The organism is Sphingobacterium sp. MYb388, assembly GCF_037479535.1.
Taxonomy (GTDB): domain Bacteria; phylum Bacteroidota; class Bacteroidia; order Sphingobacteriales; family Sphingobacteriaceae; genus Sphingobacterium; species Sphingobacterium anhuiense.
In genome coordinates, this window is sequence record NZ_JBBGYV010000004.1 from 1 (window position 1) to 16584 (window position 16584).

Sequence of the window (16584 nt, forward strand, 5' to 3'; positions counted from 1 at the left end):
CTTTCCTGTGCATTACTGTTTAAAGAGCACACTAAAAGAGGAAGAGTCAGTAAAGAAAATTTTATGAATTTCATCTTAAAAAAAATTATGTTAAAATTATGTGTTATAGGTGCTATATCTTATGCCGGCTAAGCTATCGTTACACCGATACAAATGTAGCTATGGGCATATCAATAAAAATTACACTTTTGAGCGCTTTAATTACACTTTAAGGTTCTGGTTATTTAACACCTTTTATTTTAACTCATCTATCAATTTGACAATTCAAATAATGAAAAACTTAGCTAGAAATGGTTTGATTTTAATTCTTTTTTATTAACAATATGGATGCGCGCACTATAGGATAACCGATTGATCGAGATTCTTTCGTATTCATCCTGTTCAATATTGAATTAAAGCAGGAGAGGGCTCTGTAAGGTCACTTTACGGTAAACGGATTTAAGTTCGAAATGTCAACCCTGTTGGGATAAGGCAAAAACGATAAATACTAATTGCGATGAATGTACCATTATCCTGAAGCAGTAAAATCTGCAAAAAGCAGAGCACAGCTAACTTTTAGACAGATTGCAGGGATCCGTGAGTCTGCCTTTAGTATCTCTCAGTTATTTACTATAGCGAATGGTGAAGAGATTATCAGAGAAGGTTTTGCTCGTTGGCAAGATCTTATAGCAGGGGAGTTGGAACTACTGAAAAGGTGATTGGTTGATTAAGTGTACTCCATAATCTCTCTAAGAATTCATTTTGTGAGCAGACTTCTTTTATTACTTTGGGCAGTAATTACTTTAAAAAAGATGGATAGCTTATCATTTTATTATAAATGTGTTAAAATAATATAAGTGATTTACAGTGGAAACCGCCATATTAGTAATGGCTTAGATATGGCTTTTCTGCTCTTCTAAGCTGCCAGATAATATTATTCTTTACACTAATATGTCTTGTTACCCAAAGAGAAGTGCAAAGCTTATTAGGGGACAATTACTCAACAAATTTAAAAGATCAGTTAAAAAATAGCTACATCCCAATTTTTGTCATTCGCAATTTCTTCACTATATTTAAGTTATATACCGATAGCTGATAGTTACGATTGATAAACCTTAATTTTTAATATGACAAAAATAGATCTTAACCAGGCGCACGCACAAGTCATGCAGGTCTTTAATAGCATTTACCCGATGAGTGAAGCGCTTGAAAAAAGCATACGTGAACATAGCAAGATTACCAGGTTTAATAAAAAGGCTCACTTGCTTGAGTTAAACGAAATAAATAGATCAATATATTTTATACTTGAGGGCTGTATAAGAACCTATTATTTGAATGAGGAGGGCGAGGAACATACTTCTTGGCTGCTGACAGAAGGAGAGCTGGCTATTTCAGTCTATAGCTTCTATAGCCAGAAAAAAAGCTTTGAGGCGATTGAAGCATTGGAAGACTGTGTGACATTAGAACTCTCCTACGAAACACTGACACATCTTTATAAAAGTCATTTGGAGTTTAATTATATAGGTCGATTTCTGACCGAGCAATATTATATCCGAAGCGAAAGTAAAGCTAACTCTCTCCGTATGCTCTCTGCAAAGGAACGATACCATGAATTAATACTTAAAAAACCACAAATTTTAAGACGTATACCTTTAGGATACATTGCATCCTATTTAGGAATAACACAATCTACCCTAAGCAGGATTCGAGCAAAGATCTAAGCTTAAATTCCCCCTCTTTCAACTATTTATATTTTTTGCCTTTTGTCAAAAGGATATCGTTTTACTACCCTTAATTTAGTGTCATTCATTCTAATGTAGATTTAAGGACGTTCGGCATTACAGGAACGATAGTTATTCTTGAATGAAAAATATGCAGTATTTTCTTTAATAAACTATAACATGATCAGATCGATTAATGATAACTAAATAAGTCAAGGTTGTTTATCACTGACCAACCAGCTACTAGAACAAACTCTAATTAATATGAAAACTAAAAAATACTTATTAAGATTTATCTATGTTTACCTGATCGCAGGCTTCATGAGTAATCTACCTTTTGTCAACGGTTACCTACTTCATAGTTTAGATGGGGACCTCTTTAAATATTCTAACGCAGATGCATCCTATACCAATCATGATACATTCAGTTTTAAATCTCCATCTATTAGTCAAAGGGCAATTGATAGATACATAGCAGACACTCATCCAGAAAAAAAGAATCAAAAAATATATCGGCTCTACAGAATTAATCCAATATGCTTTTGGCGATGGTCTCATTATCTCTTAACAAGCAAAGATTTTGATTATAAATCATGGAAAGAGATAGAACCTAACAGGATTCCTTACAATCCTGAAAATAGATATCAAGATTTTTAGGATCAACTTTAAATAGTAAACTCTTTTCAGAGAAGAGATCTAAAAGAGCATCTGCATGTTATTATATAACTATGAAAAAGAAAACAATCCTTGCTTTGATTATCAGTATACTACTGATTCCTAATTTACCTTTCATCAATAAGTATATTGCTCATCGATTAGATGAGGGGCATTTTACCTATGCTAACTTAGATGGTTCATATGTCATAACTCAGGATTTCTCTTTTAAAAGCCCTGGATTCTCGACTTTTGGTTTTAATGAATTTATTAAAGAGACATCTCCTGCTAAAGAAAACCGGAAGCTATACCGTTTATATAAAATTAATCCATTGTGTTTTTGGCGCTGGAAGAATTATTTGGTGAATTCTATACATTTTGAATATATGGAATGAAAAGTCATTGAGCGAGGTCATCACATTCTACTAATTTTAATTAAAATGAAAAAACGATATTATATTTTAACGTCATTAATCGTCATTATCTTTCTCTGTAATATTCCTCCATTAAGATATACATTTGATTGGCTTGTAGATGAAACACATTATAAATATGCTGATGCTTCAGGAAGTTTTTATGTTATAGATAGAGTAGGAAACAATATTGTTGCAATCAAAAAAGGATTTAAAGAATCTATAGATCCTGAGAAATTGATAGCAGAAGATACTGTATTATGTCGATTATTTTGGAAAAATCCTTTAGCTTTTTGGCGTTATCATAGTTATTTAGACAAAAATGATCCAAGATATAAACTTCCATACAAAAGTGAAGTGGAGATTGAAAAACGGAAGAAAGAGATCGCTAATAGTATTAAATATCAGGTTAATTAAATTATTTCACTGACAAAGTTTAAGTTACAAAATAGTTGATGGTGAAGAGATTGGTCTTTGAATCTTCATCTTTAAATGTTGAAAATCAGCTCCTTATGAGTAGGATGTTTTTTCATAATATTCCGAATTCATCATTTATTTCAAACACATAACTACCCTCTGCTGTCCTTTACTTAAAAGACCTATTCCCACAGAACTATAAACAAATCATCCAACAATCAAATATATAGTTCGTAGGCCGGATACTCTAGCGTTAGCATTAATTATCAATTTTTTGTGGAATTAAGAGAAGCTTAAGATTTCTGATCAGGTAGCAAGTGTTTCGCTCATTTTTAATAAGTACCTTTTTTTACCTGTTACTTTGAAGTTTACCATTAAACTATCATTTTTTGAGACTAATTACTGAAGGGATTTAATTCTATAGTAGCTTTATCACTAGTGATTATCCAATTATATTTTATAGGTTCATCGAAATCTGAAATTTTTGAAACAGAGATTTGGGAAAATTCGACTGATTGTGTTTTAGTTGTAAACAGCAATGGAGTGTCCTCAATTACTCTTGCAAAAAACTGAAGAAACATTTCATATTTATCTGTATCAATACATATTGATATATCAAATCCATTCGTATCCAAAAATTTAAGCAGTTCGACCCTTAACGGCTGTACAAACAATAGTTTATTCTGCAATTCTTCGAATCCGTCAAAATTCAAATTATCGCTTTTAGCGTCTTTATATGCTAAAAAATCATGAATGTCTTTCAAAAGGTTTTTAACAGCTCCTCTATCTATACTGCTATGCAATGCCCAATTCATGCACATAGATAAATTGTGGTAACCAGATATAGATTGTTGCTCCCGATACTTTCTAAGTTGTGATAGGAGGTAAACACATTCGGCTTCTGACTCTATCCCTTTATTTATCAATTCGTTTATTTTCTCTCTAATAGCTTCTTTCATTGTGAGATGATTTTAAAAAAGGTTTATTCATAACGACTATTTACATCTGATATTTTAATATAAAGGATTATTCCTGCTATGATAAATATAACTATCCATGCGACTATTTTTGCGTTTTGATAATCGTTTTCATCCCAAGTTCCGTTATTAATCATTTCTTGCTTTATTCTTTGAGCTTCTTCATTTCTTCTACGATTTGAATATGAATTTTTAGCTGCAGCATACGGATTTCTAGGTTTGTATGGTTTAAGTGGTTTACCTCGTTGATATGGAGTCTGTTTCATAAAGTGTTTATAATTGTTTTTACTTATTCTCTTGTTCTTTTATTGTATATTATATGTCCATACTAACGCTTTAGAATTAACCCATCATTTTTTGAGATTAAAATAATGTTTCAACACCTAACGCTGTAATTTTTATCTTTTCGCCTACAATTTCAAAATAACCTTGCTTGATATATTCAGATAGCCCTTCGTTTAATGCTACATTAGAAATGTGACCGATTGTAGAGAAAGAATTAACTATTCCTAGCACGACCATATTTCCAGCTCTAGGTGCTGTAGTTGCTGCTAATGCTTTTATTACCGCTTTTAATATATCTTTTTTATTGCTCATGATATCATTTTTTGAAATTATAACTGATTAAATTTAAAGTTTTGACTGTTTACTATCAATATACTTTTTGACTTTATATCCTCGAAGTAGATTATTGAGGTCGATTAATGGGAAATCTTTATTTTTTATCAGCCTTGATTTTTTGATCAACGCCAATGCTCCGGAAGATATTTTTTCAATTTCATCTTCAATAAAAACATCTGTTAACAAATAATGACGACAGTACAGCAACTTGAGAGATTCAACTTCTTGCTGTGAAAATCCTAAATTATGAAAAACATCAGATTTATTAATTTGATTGATTATTTCAATTAAACTCTCTTTAGAGAAAACAAGGAAAAAACCCGAATCTTTAAAAGGATATTGATTTCGATATTCTACAACAAGATCAATCGCCTTGATTTCTTGATGTGCAATTAAGCATTGTAAAACTTTTTCTTTCATCTCATTTTTGACATGATTCTCTTTCTGTTTAAAATCGTCTAAAGTTTCTTTACCACTTTTAGTAATTACAAACCAGTCATCAATTTGATGATTATCAAAATAATGTGAATCCCTTTCAACTATCCTATTTACAAGATTTATCTTGTTACCTGAAATAGGGAAATTAAGGTCTTTACAAATATTCACTAATTCATTTTTGCTAACACTAATCGCTATCGATTCATTACCAGAAGATATCTCGATTAAGTGTCCTAATACAGAATTGTACAACCAATCTTTTAACGAATTCCTTTTATATTCTTGAATTAAAGATGTATTCCCAAAAAAAATTTGATCAACTCTTTTCCCCTTAACCATATCTAGAAAAAGTAGTTTTTCTTTTTCAGTTGGAATATACAGATTATCTTTAGGTAATTCTTTAACTAAAACCTGAGTAGTTTTAGTTTTTTTTGCAAAAAAATCAAAAAATCCCATAATTTAATATTTTATTGTTTTTTGCGATTAAGAATTAAGTTTTAACATTTCTATTCCATATTGAGTAATATGGATATTGTTGTGATCAGTGTATTGAAAATGACCATTTTCAATATAGTCTTTTAATGCTATTATTAAGTCCTTTTGTGTGATATGATAACCATTCAAATTGAATAAAAGTGATCCATGCACTAACAGATCATCAGGCAAGACTTTTCCTCTTTTTTTTAGGGTTTTAATTACAGCTTGTAATAATTCTTCGGTTTGTATTTCCATCGTTTTTTGAGATTTAGTTGTTATGTTCTTCACTGTTGTTTTGCAGAAGATCTACAGCTGGGCAATTATCGTTTTCTGAGATTATCTAGTTGTATACCCATCCTTGGCCATAAGTTCCCTTTTCAAGCAACCAAGTTTTAGAACATGTTCTGCAGGTGTAAAAATATTCATCTACATTGCAGAACTGTGATTTGACTTCCAGAAAATTGGTTTGAATTAAATATTTATGTGGAGGGGTATGTCTTTTCTTTCCTAAAAGAGCTTTACAAGCATCACATAAATTTATGTCGTTTTTTTCCATTGAGTTGTTATTTGAGATTAATAATTTTATGAAACCTAGTTTTATTTCCAATATTAAAAGCCGTCATAATTTCCTCAACTAGGAATTCTTTACTTTCGTATGAAGACTTTACTAATCGGGCAATCTTTATATACTTTGCGGTCATTCCTTTTGTCCGACCTCCATTTTTCCCTCTTTCTCTTACAGATTTTGAACCTGCATTAGTACGTTCAATAAGGACGTTTCTTTCATACTCAGCGAGTACGCAAAAAATTTGAAAAATTAATTTACCAGATGCTGAACTTGTATCTATGTTTTCAGGAATAGATTTCAAATCTATTCCTTTTTCGTTTAGTTCAGTAACAAACTTAATCAAACCTATTGTATTCCTTCCAAGCCGATCCAATCTCCAAACCGTTAAAGTATCACCTTTCCGGACGAAGTTCAGTACTTTATGTAGTTGAGGGTTAGGTTCTTAGGGCTTTAAACCGCTTACTTTGTTAACGTCAACAACAACTATTTCTACGACACATTTTATATACACTTGGACAGGTTGTTGTTAACTTTTTTCAATGGTAATTTTAAACATCATCGAAATTTATTTTATCTATTTTCTTTATAATTTCTGGTGATATAGTCGGGGAGTCCAAACTTTTTAGCCCTTCAGAAATAGCTCCTAGCTTTTCATAAAGTTTTTTCGATCTTTCCAAGTTCAGAGCTAATTCAATATATTTTTTTTTCATCTCTTCCTTTTTTTTTCTAATACGCTTTATTATAATCGCTCCAATAACACATGTAACTAACAGAATGAAGTTTAGAATTATGTATTGATAAAAATATAGAATTCATATTTTAGGGCCTAGTTTTATCTGAATGTTTTATCTCGTTTCTGGAGGTGCTGCGTTGTTATCATTAGACTCTCTGATGACAGCAACTATTCCTTAGGTGCTTATTTTGTTCACATATAGCAGCTGGAAGTGATCCGCATCATACAAATATTTCATCAGGATTTCTAATTACTCTATACAGTCCTATTGCAGTGCAGCCACTCCAGACGATATACGTCGTTAATATTGATGATATCTTCATAAGATAAGGTTTTTAGCTTATCATGGGTTTGTTATGTAATTATTTTTATCTCTTATTCTCCTTATTGACCTCTGCTTTTGTTTCACCATCGACAACAACTATTTCTACGACTACATTATCCATTAATTTAGAATCGCTGCCGTCAGCCTTCTTTTTAGGTACTTTTTTGTACTTAATGATGATTTGTTCATCTTTAGGAATTCCATCTGGAAAAAAGTCATCTAAACTTTTAAACGCGAAAACTTTTTTTAGAATTCCTAAATGTCTTAAGTTATATTTTTCAGGTTGATCTAAAGATTCACATTTTCCTACAAATGTTTCGGCTAAGCCCATTTTCGAACTAAGAACCCTTTGTGACCATCCAGTTTTTTCTCTGAAATTTTGGATGTTTATGATAAGCTCATATTCTATTCTGAAGATAGCACTAGTTTCAAATAATTGTCGCATATTAAATTTTTATGTACCATATGTTTGGTACTTTAAATAGTTATTTGTATTTTTGATTAAGCGATTAAAAAAACATTGGCATTTGCCTTTGTGAACGATGTATCTCGACCCGAAACGACTAATTCCTTCGAGAGAACCGTGCAATCGCCCCATGCTCAAAAAAGTTTATTACATTTGTAATTCTTTATATTAAAGCATGTGGGTGGTTCACGTTAACTTTAGGAGGTTGAGTCAAGAGTCTCGAGTAGACTTAGACAAAGGGCTAGTCACCCTCGGGCCTAAAGTGTGAATCACCCCTTGTTTTTTTGAGGTGACTTTTCTTCGAGATCAATATTGTTCATAATAACCTTTTAAGATTATGATGAAACAAATCAAAACCAATCAAAGAACCACCACAAACCTAATCCAGGATCAAGGTTTTCGGTTCTCACATTACCAATTTTTAAAGAGCATCATTTGCGCGCCACAATAGCTCGCTAAAATTTAAACATAATGTCAAATAGGCTAGGTGGAAGCTTATTCCAAATCAAAAGGTGCTCAACCAGTAGAAAGCATGGTGTTATGACCAAGCTGATACTAAGTATAGCGAGCTCTTGATAGGTTAATAGTAGCTTTTTACCATCCCTTAATGGTTTTATGTTTCCGACTTTTATTTTATTCATGCATCATGATATGCTTCAACAAAAAGAGGATCGGAGGTCTACATTCATTCTTGACACTTTAAATGTAACACCTTTCCTTTAGTAAAGCAAATAATGTTCGTTAAGATTTTATCGTAATACATTAATATTATAGAAGTCGGTTTTGTTCTTTAATTAAAAATGCAATCACGAAGACCCGCTATAACCTTGATGATACAGTATAACTGCATTTTTTTCATTCTTATTTTTTTAACCAATTGGCGGTTGAACAGGATGCTTATTGCCTAAATATTAGCTTCTAATCCTCCTTCAATGTAAACCTTAAGGTAATGCAAAAAAAATGCAATAAGGGAAGCTATGCGCTATCCCGAAGGGAAAATACTGTCCTAAATCCAGTGTTATTTTTTGGTCTTCAATCCAAAACAAACCAAAATATAAACACATTGAAAAGTCCTTTACTCAAAAAAATATACGACAGAAATAATTCTTCTGAAGGAGGGAGTAGCACCTATAAAGTTACACCCTTAGAAATAGATTGGTTGAAGCAAGTACCCGTTTGTTATTTGCTTTCTCCAATACTCCATGCCTTTAATCTGCTCTTATGCTTATTAAAGGCCGTTAAAGTAATTGCGATACCCTGTATCATGATCCTCGCAGTATTTCATAGTTTATGTTTATCAGCTCAGACACCCCGCAAGGACAGCGGGGTGAATGGGCTTGATAAGATTATTCCACTTAAAGTTGGTGATACTGTCCCTGATGAGCTGTGGGATATGCCAATACAAGTCATTAATGAGCTTGAAGATAAAAAGAGTATTAAGTTAAGTGATTATAGTAACAAGAAGCTAATACTGTTAGATTTTTGGGCCACATGGTGTGGCAGCTGTATCGAAAAATTCGGTGAACTGCAAAAAATTCAGCAAGATTATGATGGGGAAGTTGTTATTATAGGGGCAACAGAGGATGTTAAAACGAGGGTGGAAAAATTTTTCGAAAAAAGGGGTGAAAATGATTATAAGTTGCTTACCACTTTTGATAGTAAGCTACTGGCTTCTTATTTTCCGCACAAAATGATTCCGCACTATGTATGGATTACCGCTGATCGGAAGGTTGCGGCCATTACTTCTGGCGAATCTGTATCGCTATCCTCCATCAAGGAATTCATTCAGAATGGAACGACACCAGCATCCAATAAATATGATATGGATATTCAGTCTCCTTTGTTTTTATCGGAGCACTATCCAACACAAAATCCTTTAATGCATTATTCAATATTGACAAAAGGAAGTTTTAGAGGATACCCGCAGGGAAGTAAATTTAGATATGATAATAATAGTGTCATTGGAAGATCATTTACCAATACCTCCTTATTACTAATGTACGAAGGCATCGCTAGAGCACTTTTTGAAGAATTGAACGATCGTTATACGGGTAAAAGAATTGTTTTATCTGTCAAAGATCAGTCGCTCATACAAGAAGGGGAGTATAGTTTCGATTTTATAAACCCACCTGCTAGGTCATCCACTCTGTACTCCGATATGCTGAAGACACTGAATAGTTACTCCGGCTATTATGGAAGGATAGTACCTAAAGAACGAGATTGTCTTACATTGGTCGTTACTGATTCTGTCCGATCTCGTATTCTGATCTCAAAAGGGGGCAAAGGAAAGAACACCCTATTTCGTCATGATCGATCAGAGCTTAGCAATCAACCTATTCAAAATTTTATTATTCGGACCGAAGATCTGGATTTTATAAAGCTGCCAATATGGGATATTACGGGCATCAAGTATAATGTCGATATAGTATTTGATCAAAAGATAACATCTTTAGAGGCACTACAAATTGAATTAGCTAAGTATGGACTTGGACTCCAACAGACAGTTAGATCATTGAACACCTTTATTTTAACGGACAACATAGACCTTGACTATTAAATACTGAATCATGTTAAAAAAATACAGCAGCATAGTTGTCCTATACTTAGTATTTTGTTGGACAACTGCATTGGGACAAAGAATAATTAATGGAAAGGTAATCTCGGATCTTGATACGACACCCTTATTTGGAGCAACAGTGTTAATAGATGGTAAAACGCGGACAAGTACCGACAAATCGGGTGCTTTTTCAGTACAGACCAACTTAAGGGACACCATTCTAACAATAAATTATATTGGATTTATACCTTTCAGAGTTCAATTACAAGCTCTGAAAGATAATAGCACGTTCAGATTGACGAAAAATGAAGCGGTATTGGATGAGGTACAGGTCAATACAGGATATGAGATTTTGTCAAAAGAAAAAACTACAGGTTCATTCACAAAAATAGGTCCTGAACTATTGGAACAGCAGGTTAGTACTAATATACTTGACCGACTGGAGGCTGTCACCAACGGAATCATGGTGGATAGAGGTACAAATGCTGGAGGTAGAATTACGGTAAGAGGAATCAGTTCAATTCGTGGACCAAAAGAACCTTTGATTGTGCTGGATAACTTTCCGTACAATGGGGACCTTGACAACATAAACCCGAACAATATAGAAAGTATTACAGTTCTTAAAGATGCTTCAGCTTCATCCATCTGGGGGGCAAAAGCCGCCAATGGCGTGATTGTGATCACCAGCAAAAAAGGAAAGAAAGGACAGACATTTGGAATAGACTTTAGCTCCAATACAACTTTTGGAAATAAACCTGATCTGTTCTCCATACCGAATATTTCAACGACTGATTTTATTGATGCGGAGTTGATGCTGTATGAAAACGGCTATTATAATTCATGGATAAATTCTAGCAATAAAATGCTCTTGTCGCCTGTAGTGGAAAGGTTGATATATAATGATCAAAATGAAAAGGGCGAAAGGTCTAAGGCATATGTAGATATTGATAAATTAAGAGATCGTGATGTCAGAAATGATTATTCCAAATATATGTATCAAAACTCCGTCAATCAGCAACATATGCTTTCCTTAAGTGCAAGGGCTGATAAGATTTCCAACCTGTTATCCATAGGGTATGACCGCAATAAAGATGTTTTGGATGCTAATTTTGAAAGAATAAATGTCCGAAATTTTTCAAGCTATAAACCTATAGCGTCGCTGGAATTAAGTACAGAACTTTTATACACTAAAAAGCAACAGCGTAGCGGCAGACCAAGATATGGCGCTATCATACAAAACGCTAGCGGCATACTACCATATACTTCTTTTGCAGATGAAATGGGTAATCCTATAGCTATAGGAAAAGTCTATCGACAATCTTTTATCGATAATATAGTCGATCAATACAATTTGTTGGACTGGAATTACTATCCTCTTGAAGATCATAAACATACTAGATCTGAGAATGGAGTGAACGACCTATTGATTAATGTAGGCATTGATTACAAGCCTATTGGAGATCTGAAATTATCATTTAAATATCAATTTGAGAAACAGTCCGGTGAAAATAGACTGAATAATGATATTGATAGCTATTATACCCACGATTTGATCAATAGTTTTACTGAGATCAATAGCAATGGTGGGTTGAAACATAACATCCCTGTAGGTGGAATATTGGATAATAGTTTTTCAAACTCAATTTCCAATAATTTTAGAGGACAGTTGTCTTATCTAAATAAGTGGAAACGACATGAATTCAGTTTGCTGATAGGAGCGGAGTTACTGACAAGAAGCAGCACGGGTAATGCAAATAGATTATATGGTTTTAATAAAGATATCCTCACATTTGGAACGGTAGACTATAAGACTCAATATGCGCATCTAATTACGGGAAGCAGACAATTTATCAAAGATAATTCCAGTATTTCTGAGTTTCATAATAACTTCCTTTCATTTTTCGGAAGTTTCGCCTATAATCTTAAATCTCGATATTTCGTCACATTGAGTGCAAGAAGAGATGCTTCTAATCTCTTTGGCTTAAGAACTAATGACCAATGGAATCCATTTTGGTCTGTGGGAGTTGCCTGGAAACTCTCCGATGAATCTTGGTTCAAACTGAATGAGCTTTCACTTCTAAAGATCCGTAGTACAATGGGATCAAGTGGAAATATTGATCCAGCAATGAGTGCGGTCACTACGATCCAGTATTTGAATAATTCACCCTATACTGGCGATCCGTTCTCAATTTTTGTTAACTATAACAATCCTGAACTCAGATGGGAGACAGTTAAAAACTTAAATTTTGGGCTAGATTTCGCAAATAGAAATGACAGGATAAGCGGTAGTTTAGATATTTACAAAAAGTATGGAAGTAATCTTTTTGGCAGTTCACAGCTCGACTATACAACAGGGATTTCAACTTTAGTAAAAAATACTGCTTCAATGACCGGCAAGGGATTAGATATCCAACTAAATACCGTTAATCTAAAAAAATCTTATTTAAACTGGAAGAGTACTTTAAATTTTAGTATTTATAAGGATAAAGTGACCGAATATCATCTCGGTACACAAGCAGCAAGTAGTTTTCTTTCCTCTGCTGTTCCCATTTCTGGAATAGAAGGGAAACCAGTATACTCTACCTTTGCTTACAAATGGGCAGGGTTGGATCCGAATACCGGAGATCCAAGAGGGTATTTGAACGGAGAGGTGAGTACAGACTATCGTGCATTGGTAGGGAATGGTACCAAGATTGATGACCTTGTTTATTTTGGATCGGCACTGCCTACTTATTTTGGTTCTTTTCTCAATTCGTTTTCGGTTAAAGATTTTACTTTAAGTCTGAGTATTTCTTATAAAATGGGGTACTACTTTAGGAAAAGATCAATCAACTATCAGAATCTTTATTCGAGATGGATTGGAAATGAGGATTTTGCAAATAGATGGCAACATATTGGAGATGAGCAATCGACAGATGTACCATCAATGACATATCCCGCCTCTACGCAACGGGATGCATTTTATGGAGGAAGTGAGCCCCTGATTCGTCAAGGAGATCATGTCCGATTTCAATATATCAATTTAACATATAGCTTTCCTGAAAGTATAGCCACGAGTCTTTATCTTAAAAATATCAAGGCTTTTTTCAATGTGAACAATATAGGTGTGATATGGAGAGCAAATAAGGAGAAAATTGATCCTGACGCCTATTACATGGATTATTATATGCCAACTCCAACGAGCTTTACGCTGGGCTTAAAACTAGATCTCTAATTACTAAAATAAGATAATATGAAACATATCTTAAAAATGATAATCGCATTAATGCTATGCGTTAGCTTTTATTCTTGCAACAAAATACTGGAAGAGAAGTCTGATAATAAGCTTGTAGTTCCTACGACGCTCATGGATCTACAATCTATCTTAGATAATGCTTCAAGAAATGTGTTTTCAGATCCTGGAGAGGGAGAGGTGAGCAGTGACGACTATTATCTTACTGAAAAGGATTATATGTCATTGACAAGTGAACAATATAGACGGATGTATACTTGGGAGGCTGATTATATCTTTGAAGACCGGAGCAATAGTTGGACTTACAGCTATGCTTCGGTATACTCGGCAAATACTGTGTTGGAACGTATACAGGAAATTCAGCGGAATTCAGCTAATGGAAATAGCTATGACGATATCAAAGGGCAAGCATATTATCTGCGAGCTAAATCTATGCTTCAGCTGGCGGCATTGTTTCTTCCGGCCTTTGATGAGCAATCGGCCCAGAACGATCTAGGTCTTCCAATAAGGCAGAAAACAGATTTTAACATTCCGACAACACGTAGTTCAGTTAAGGAAACATACCATGTAATTTTAAGTGATTTAGAGCAGGCAACGATTTTATTACCGATTACCCCAAAGCATGTGATCAGATCTTCCAAGCCCGCGGCTTTCGGACTTTTAGCTCGTACTTATTTATGGATGCGTAAGTATGACCAAGCAGAAGTTGCCGCAAGTTCTTGCCTGCAGTACTATAATATTTTGTTAGACTACAATAAAATTAGTAATGCACCTGAATACCCATTTAGCCAGTTTAATGGTGAAAGTATTATCTTTTCGGTAATCGGTATGCCAACGAATATACTACAACCGGATATTGCTAGAATCCCTGATGAGTTATATAGTCAATATAAAGAAGGTGACCTCCGAAAAGAGCTTTACTTTAAGAAAAATAATGATGGAACCGTTCATTTCAGAGGCAGTTATAGTGGAAATTTGACCTTGTTCGGTGGAGTTTCTACTAATGAAATCATACTTATAAAATCCGAATCATTAGCAAGACAAAGCAAATACCTAGAGGCTCTAGCTACATTACGTGAGTTAATGGTTAAAAGATGGAAAGTGGGCTATGTTGATGATCCATTGATAGAAGGTAAAATACATAATGCAGACGAGGCACTTGCTGTAATTTTAAAAGAAAGACGGAAAGAACTCTTGATGCGTGGACTTAGATGGATGGATATTAAAAGATTGAATAAAGAGGGACAGAATATAAGTTTGAGGCGTTTTATTGGGGGTAACGAGTTTATACTTAAACCAAATGATAAGAGATACGCTCTAGCAATTCCAGAAGATATTATTTTACTGACTGGAATACAACAAAACCCACGATAACTCGTGGGTTTTGCCCCTAATTATATAAGATTATTAATTACGCTTTGAGGCAGCATATATATCTCGAATATCGGAACCCGATTTTCCGTCTAAAAAGGTTTGCAGTGATTCTTCATCAGGTGCATTTTCTACTGGAAGTTCACATGGTAATGCTGAACCCACGTTACAGTTAGGATGAGGAGTCTGCGAATAGTTCGATGCATCCTCAGCTTCTGCTAGAGAGCTTCCCTGAAAATACCACTTGGTTGACAACTTAGGCTCTTCTGTTTCGATTTGTTTGTCCATTGCATTTACTACGTAAAATGCTCCTAAAATTAATGCAAATAAAGTGGCGACAAATAGTCGCGTGTTTTTTAATGTAATCATAACTAGTAATGCACTTAAGTGCTTTGAATTCTTAAATTTGGTTATTTGATAAGCTTATTATTTTGTGAGCTTCGAGCTTATCATAACGAAGCTTTTCAATAATGCGGACATTGATTTCCTAGAAACCCAATAATCCAATTAATGGGGAAGGTTGCAAATTTTTTCTTGTACTGTTTCATAATTTGTTTTTTTAGTGAGCAGATCGGAAGAAAATGGTACTGATACGATTAAGTTTGACGGACATAAATGCTTTCATCCGATCTGCTATTACAAATTTCAACAGCATTTTCTGTTATTTTTTGGGAAATGAGACACTATGTTTTGGGAATTGTAGCCCAAAATGTGGGGTGTAAAATCCCAATAAATGGGGTTTTTTCTATATTTATTGCTTTAAAAGCTTTAAATGCGTTCTGACATGTGGGGTACAGGATTATATTTTTTAGGACTATACACAACAAAGCCGCTGTAGTTTTACATACAGCGGCTTTGTTCTAGATTTGAATTTTATTATTATTTCATGGCATAGGTAATATACCCGCCATCTACTAAAAATTCGGTTCCGTTGATAAAGTTTGCTTTATCGGAAGCTAGAAAAAGCACCGTGTTTGCAATTTCTTCTGGTTTGCCGATACGCTGAAGTGAAGTAGCAGCAGCGAGATGATTCATCGCTTCTTGAGGTACCGCATTTTGCAGCCCAGGGGTTTCGATAGGACCCGGACTGACTACATTGACCCGGATATTTTTAGATGCTAGCTCATTGGCGGCGATCTGTGCTATTTTATTTAATGCACCTTTTGTTGCGGAGTACACTGAAGATCCTAAATTAGATGCTGTTGCAACGGTCGAAGAGGTGAAGATAACGGATGAACCTGTTTGAAGGTGGGGAATCAGTTTTTGTAAGGTGAAGAAATGTCCCTTGACATTGGTATTGAACTGTGCATCAAAGTCGGCTTCAGTGACCTGCTCTATGGGAGCAAAGGTTGCTATACCGGCATTCAGAAACAGGATGTCAATCTTAATATTGTTTTCAGTGACTAGTTTTTCAAGAGCGGCGATTCCATCAAAATTTGATGTGTCTGATAGGACGGTTGTTAATCTCGGGTTATCAATCTGACGAGCCGCAACCTGTAAATTATTTTCTTTTCTCCCTGTTATCCAAACATTTGCTCCAGCATCGATAAAGGCTGCAGCTGTAGCGAAACCAATTCCTGTGGTTCCACCTGTAATGACGACGTTTTTATTTTTAAAATCCATTTTTGAATTGTT

At 34.2% G+C, this 16584-nt stretch carries 18 protein-coding genes and 1 pseudogene; 8 read left to right on the forward strand and 11 right to left on the reverse strand.

All coding sequences use genetic code 11. From position 1 onward, the window contains the following. Positions 1-500: 500 nt before the first annotated feature. The 5 genes from WH188_RS13695 (at position 501) to WH188_RS13715 (ending at position 3184) form a co-directional block, all read left to right on the forward strand. On the forward strand, positions 501-698 hold the full coding sequence (locus tag WH188_RS13695; protein ID WP_339424108.1) for a hypothetical protein: 198 nt from the start codon (positions 501-503) through the stop codon (positions 696-698). A 408-nt stretch (positions 699-1106) separates the two neighbouring features. Then, positions 1107-1700 carry a Crp/Fnr family transcriptional regulator gene (locus WH188_RS13700; RefSeq protein ID WP_339424109.1) on the forward strand — a complete coding sequence of 198 codons (594 nt, stop codon included), beginning with the start codon at positions 1107-1109 and terminating at the stop codon, positions 1698-1700. A gap of 264 nt (positions 1701-1964) precedes the next feature. Then, a complete protein-coding gene (locus WH188_RS13705; RefSeq protein ID WP_339424110.1) occupies positions 1965-2357 on the forward strand; it encodes a hypothetical protein in 393 nt (130 codons plus the stop codon). A 71-nt stretch (positions 2358-2428) separates the two neighbouring features. Beyond that, the gene (locus WH188_RS13710; protein ID WP_339424111.1) at positions 2429-2749 is read left to right on the forward strand and encodes a hypothetical protein; all 321 of its coding nucleotides are present in this window, start codon (positions 2429-2431) and stop codon (positions 2747-2749) included. A gap of 45 nt (positions 2750-2794) precedes the next feature. Beyond that, on the forward strand, positions 2795-3184 hold the full coding sequence (locus WH188_RS13715; RefSeq protein WP_339424112.1) for a hypothetical protein: 390 nt from the start codon (positions 2795-2797) through the stop codon (positions 3182-3184). 395 nt (positions 3185-3579) lie between these two features. Here WH188_RS13715 and WH188_RS13720 read toward each other — a convergent pair whose 3' ends face one another. From WH188_RS13720 to WH188_RS13760, 9 genes and pseudogenes are all read right to left on the reverse strand, one after another. Next, positions 3580-4143 carry a hypothetical protein gene (locus WH188_RS13720; protein ID WP_339424113.1) on the reverse strand — a complete coding sequence of 188 codons (564 nt, stop codon included), beginning with the start codon at positions 4141-4143 and terminating at the stop codon, positions 3580-3582. A 23-nt stretch (positions 4144-4166) separates the two neighbouring features. Continuing rightward, entirely contained in the window at positions 4167-4427 is a 261-nt protein-coding gene (locus WH188_RS13725) for a hypothetical protein (protein WP_339424114.1), read from the reverse strand. Positions 4428-4524: 97 nt separating this feature from the next. Then, positions 4525-4758 (reverse strand): hypothetical protein, encoded by a 234-nt coding sequence (locus WH188_RS13730; RefSeq protein WP_339424115.1) that lies wholly within the window; start codon positions 4756-4758, stop codon positions 4525-4527. 33 nt (positions 4759-4791) lie between these two features. Then, positions 4792-5676 (reverse strand): hypothetical protein, encoded by an 885-nt coding sequence (locus tag WH188_RS13735; protein ID WP_339424116.1) that lies wholly within the window; start codon positions 5674-5676, stop codon positions 4792-4794. Positions 5677-5703: 27 nt separating this feature from the next. After that, positions 5704-5952 (reverse strand): hypothetical protein, encoded by a 249-nt coding sequence (locus tag WH188_RS13740; RefSeq protein ID WP_339424117.1) that lies wholly within the window; start codon positions 5950-5952, stop codon positions 5704-5706. Positions 5953-6037: 85 nt separating this feature from the next. After that, positions 6038-6253 (reverse strand): hypothetical protein, encoded by a 216-nt coding sequence (locus WH188_RS13745; protein ID WP_339424118.1) that lies wholly within the window; start codon positions 6251-6253, stop codon positions 6038-6040. Positions 6254-6260: 7 nt separating this feature from the next. Beyond that, a pseudogene (locus tag WH188_RS13750) lies at positions 6261-6686 on the reverse strand (recombinase family protein); the annotation flags it as partial. Between the two features lie 127 nt (positions 6687-6813). Further along, positions 6814-6975, reverse strand: a complete 162-nt coding sequence (locus WH188_RS13755; RefSeq protein WP_339424119.1) for a hypothetical protein — start codon at positions 6973-6975, stop codon at positions 6814-6816. 391 nt (positions 6976-7366) lie between these two features. After that, positions 7367-7768, reverse strand: coding sequence for a hypothetical protein (locus WH188_RS13760; protein WP_339424120.1), 402 nt, complete (start codon positions 7766-7768; stop codon positions 7367-7369). Between the two features lie 970 nt (positions 7769-8738). Here WH188_RS13760 and WH188_RS13765 point away from each other — a divergent pair. The 3 genes from WH188_RS13765 to WH188_RS13775 are packed head-to-tail and all read left to right on the forward strand — an operon-like array spanning position 8739 to position 14952. Further along, entirely contained in the window at positions 8739-10346 is a 1608-nt protein-coding gene (locus WH188_RS13765; protein ID WP_339424121.1) for a TlpA family protein disulfide reductase, read from the forward strand. Between the two features lie 10 nt (positions 10347-10356). Further along, positions 10357-13560 carry a SusC/RagA family TonB-linked outer membrane protein gene (locus WH188_RS13770; protein WP_339424122.1) on the forward strand — a complete coding sequence of 1068 codons (3204 nt, stop codon included), beginning with the start codon at positions 10357-10359 and terminating at the stop codon, positions 13558-13560. Positions 13561-13578: 18 nt separating this feature from the next. After that, positions 13579-14952: a RagB/SusD family nutrient uptake outer membrane protein gene (locus WH188_RS13775; RefSeq protein WP_339424123.1), complete on the forward strand. Its 1374-nt coding sequence runs from the start codon at positions 13579-13581 to the stop codon at positions 14950-14952. Positions 14953-14985: 33 nt separating this feature from the next. Here the strand turns inward: WH188_RS13775 and WH188_RS13780 are convergent, their stop codons facing one another. Beyond that, entirely contained in the window at positions 14986-15237 is a 252-nt protein-coding gene (locus WH188_RS13780) for a hypothetical protein (protein ID WP_339424124.1), read from the reverse strand. A gap of 591 nt (positions 15238-15828) precedes the next feature. Beyond that, positions 15829-16572, reverse strand: coding sequence for an SDR family oxidoreductase (locus tag WH188_RS13785; protein ID WP_339424125.1), 744 nt, complete (start codon positions 16570-16572; stop codon positions 15829-15831). Positions 16573-16584: the final 12 nt, after the last annotated feature.

What these genes read in the sequence shown, in the direction of transcription:
- WH188_RS13695 (WP_339424108.1), top strand. Translation starts at nt 501, where the DNA reads ATGTACCATTATCCTGAAGCAGTAAAATCTGCAAAAAGCAGAGCACAG.
- WH188_RS13700 (WP_339424109.1), top strand. Translation starts at nt 1,107, where the DNA reads ATGACAAAAATAGATCTTAACCAGGCGCACGCACAAGTCATGCAGGTC.
- WH188_RS13705 (WP_339424110.1), top strand. Translation starts at nt 1,965, where the DNA reads ATGAAAACTAAAAAATACTTATTAAGATTTATCTATGTTTACCTGATC.
- WH188_RS13710 (WP_339424111.1), top strand. Translation starts at nt 2,429, where the DNA reads ATGAAAAAGAAAACAATCCTTGCTTTGATTATCAGTATACTACTGATT.
- WH188_RS13715 (WP_339424112.1), top strand. Translation starts at nt 2,795, where the DNA reads ATGAAAAAACGATATTATATTTTAACGTCATTAATCGTCATTATCTTT.
- WH188_RS13720 (WP_339424113.1), bottom strand. Translation starts at nt 4,143, where the DNA reads ATGAAAGAAGCTATTAGAGAGAAAATAAACGAATTGATAAATAAAGGG.
- WH188_RS13725 (WP_339424114.1), bottom strand. Translation starts at nt 4,427, where the DNA reads ATGAAACAGACTCCATATCAACGAGGTAAACCACTTAAACCATACAAA.
- WH188_RS13730 (WP_339424115.1), bottom strand. Translation starts at nt 4,758, where the DNA reads ATGAGCAATAAAAAAGATATATTAAAAGCGGTAATAAAAGCATTAGCA.
- WH188_RS13735 (WP_339424116.1), bottom strand. Translation starts at nt 5,676, where the DNA reads ATGGGATTTTTTGATTTTTTTGCAAAAAAAACTAAAACTACTCAGGTT.
- WH188_RS13740 (WP_339424117.1), bottom strand. Translation starts at nt 5,952, where the DNA reads ATGGAAATACAAACCGAAGAATTATTACAAGCTGTAATTAAAACCCTA.
- WH188_RS13745 (WP_339424118.1), bottom strand. Translation starts at nt 6,253, where the DNA reads ATGGAAAAAAACGACATAAATTTATGTGATGCTTGTAAAGCTCTTTTA.
- WH188_RS13755 (WP_339424119.1), bottom strand. Translation starts at nt 6,975, where the DNA reads ATGAAAAAAAAATATATTGAATTAGCTCTGAACTTGGAAAGATCGAAA.
- WH188_RS13760 (WP_339424120.1), bottom strand. Translation starts at nt 7,768, where the DNA reads ATGCGACAATTATTTGAAACTAGTGCTATCTTCAGAATAGAATATGAG.
- WH188_RS13765 (WP_339424121.1), top strand. Translation starts at nt 8,739, where the DNA reads ATGCAAAAAAAATGCAATAAGGGAAGCTATGCGCTATCCCGAAGGGAA.
- WH188_RS13770 (WP_339424122.1), top strand. Translation starts at nt 10,357, where the DNA reads ATGTTAAAAAAATACAGCAGCATAGTTGTCCTATACTTAGTATTTTGT.
- WH188_RS13775 (WP_339424123.1), top strand. Translation starts at nt 13,579, where the DNA reads ATGAAACATATCTTAAAAATGATAATCGCATTAATGCTATGCGTTAGC.
- WH188_RS13780 (WP_339424124.1), bottom strand. Translation starts at nt 15,237, where the DNA reads ATGGACAAACAAATCGAAACAGAAGAGCCTAAGTTGTCAACCAAGTGG.
- WH188_RS13785 (WP_339424125.1), bottom strand. Translation starts at nt 16,572, where the DNA reads ATGGATTTTAAAAATAAAAACGTCGTCATTACAGGTGGAACCACAGGA.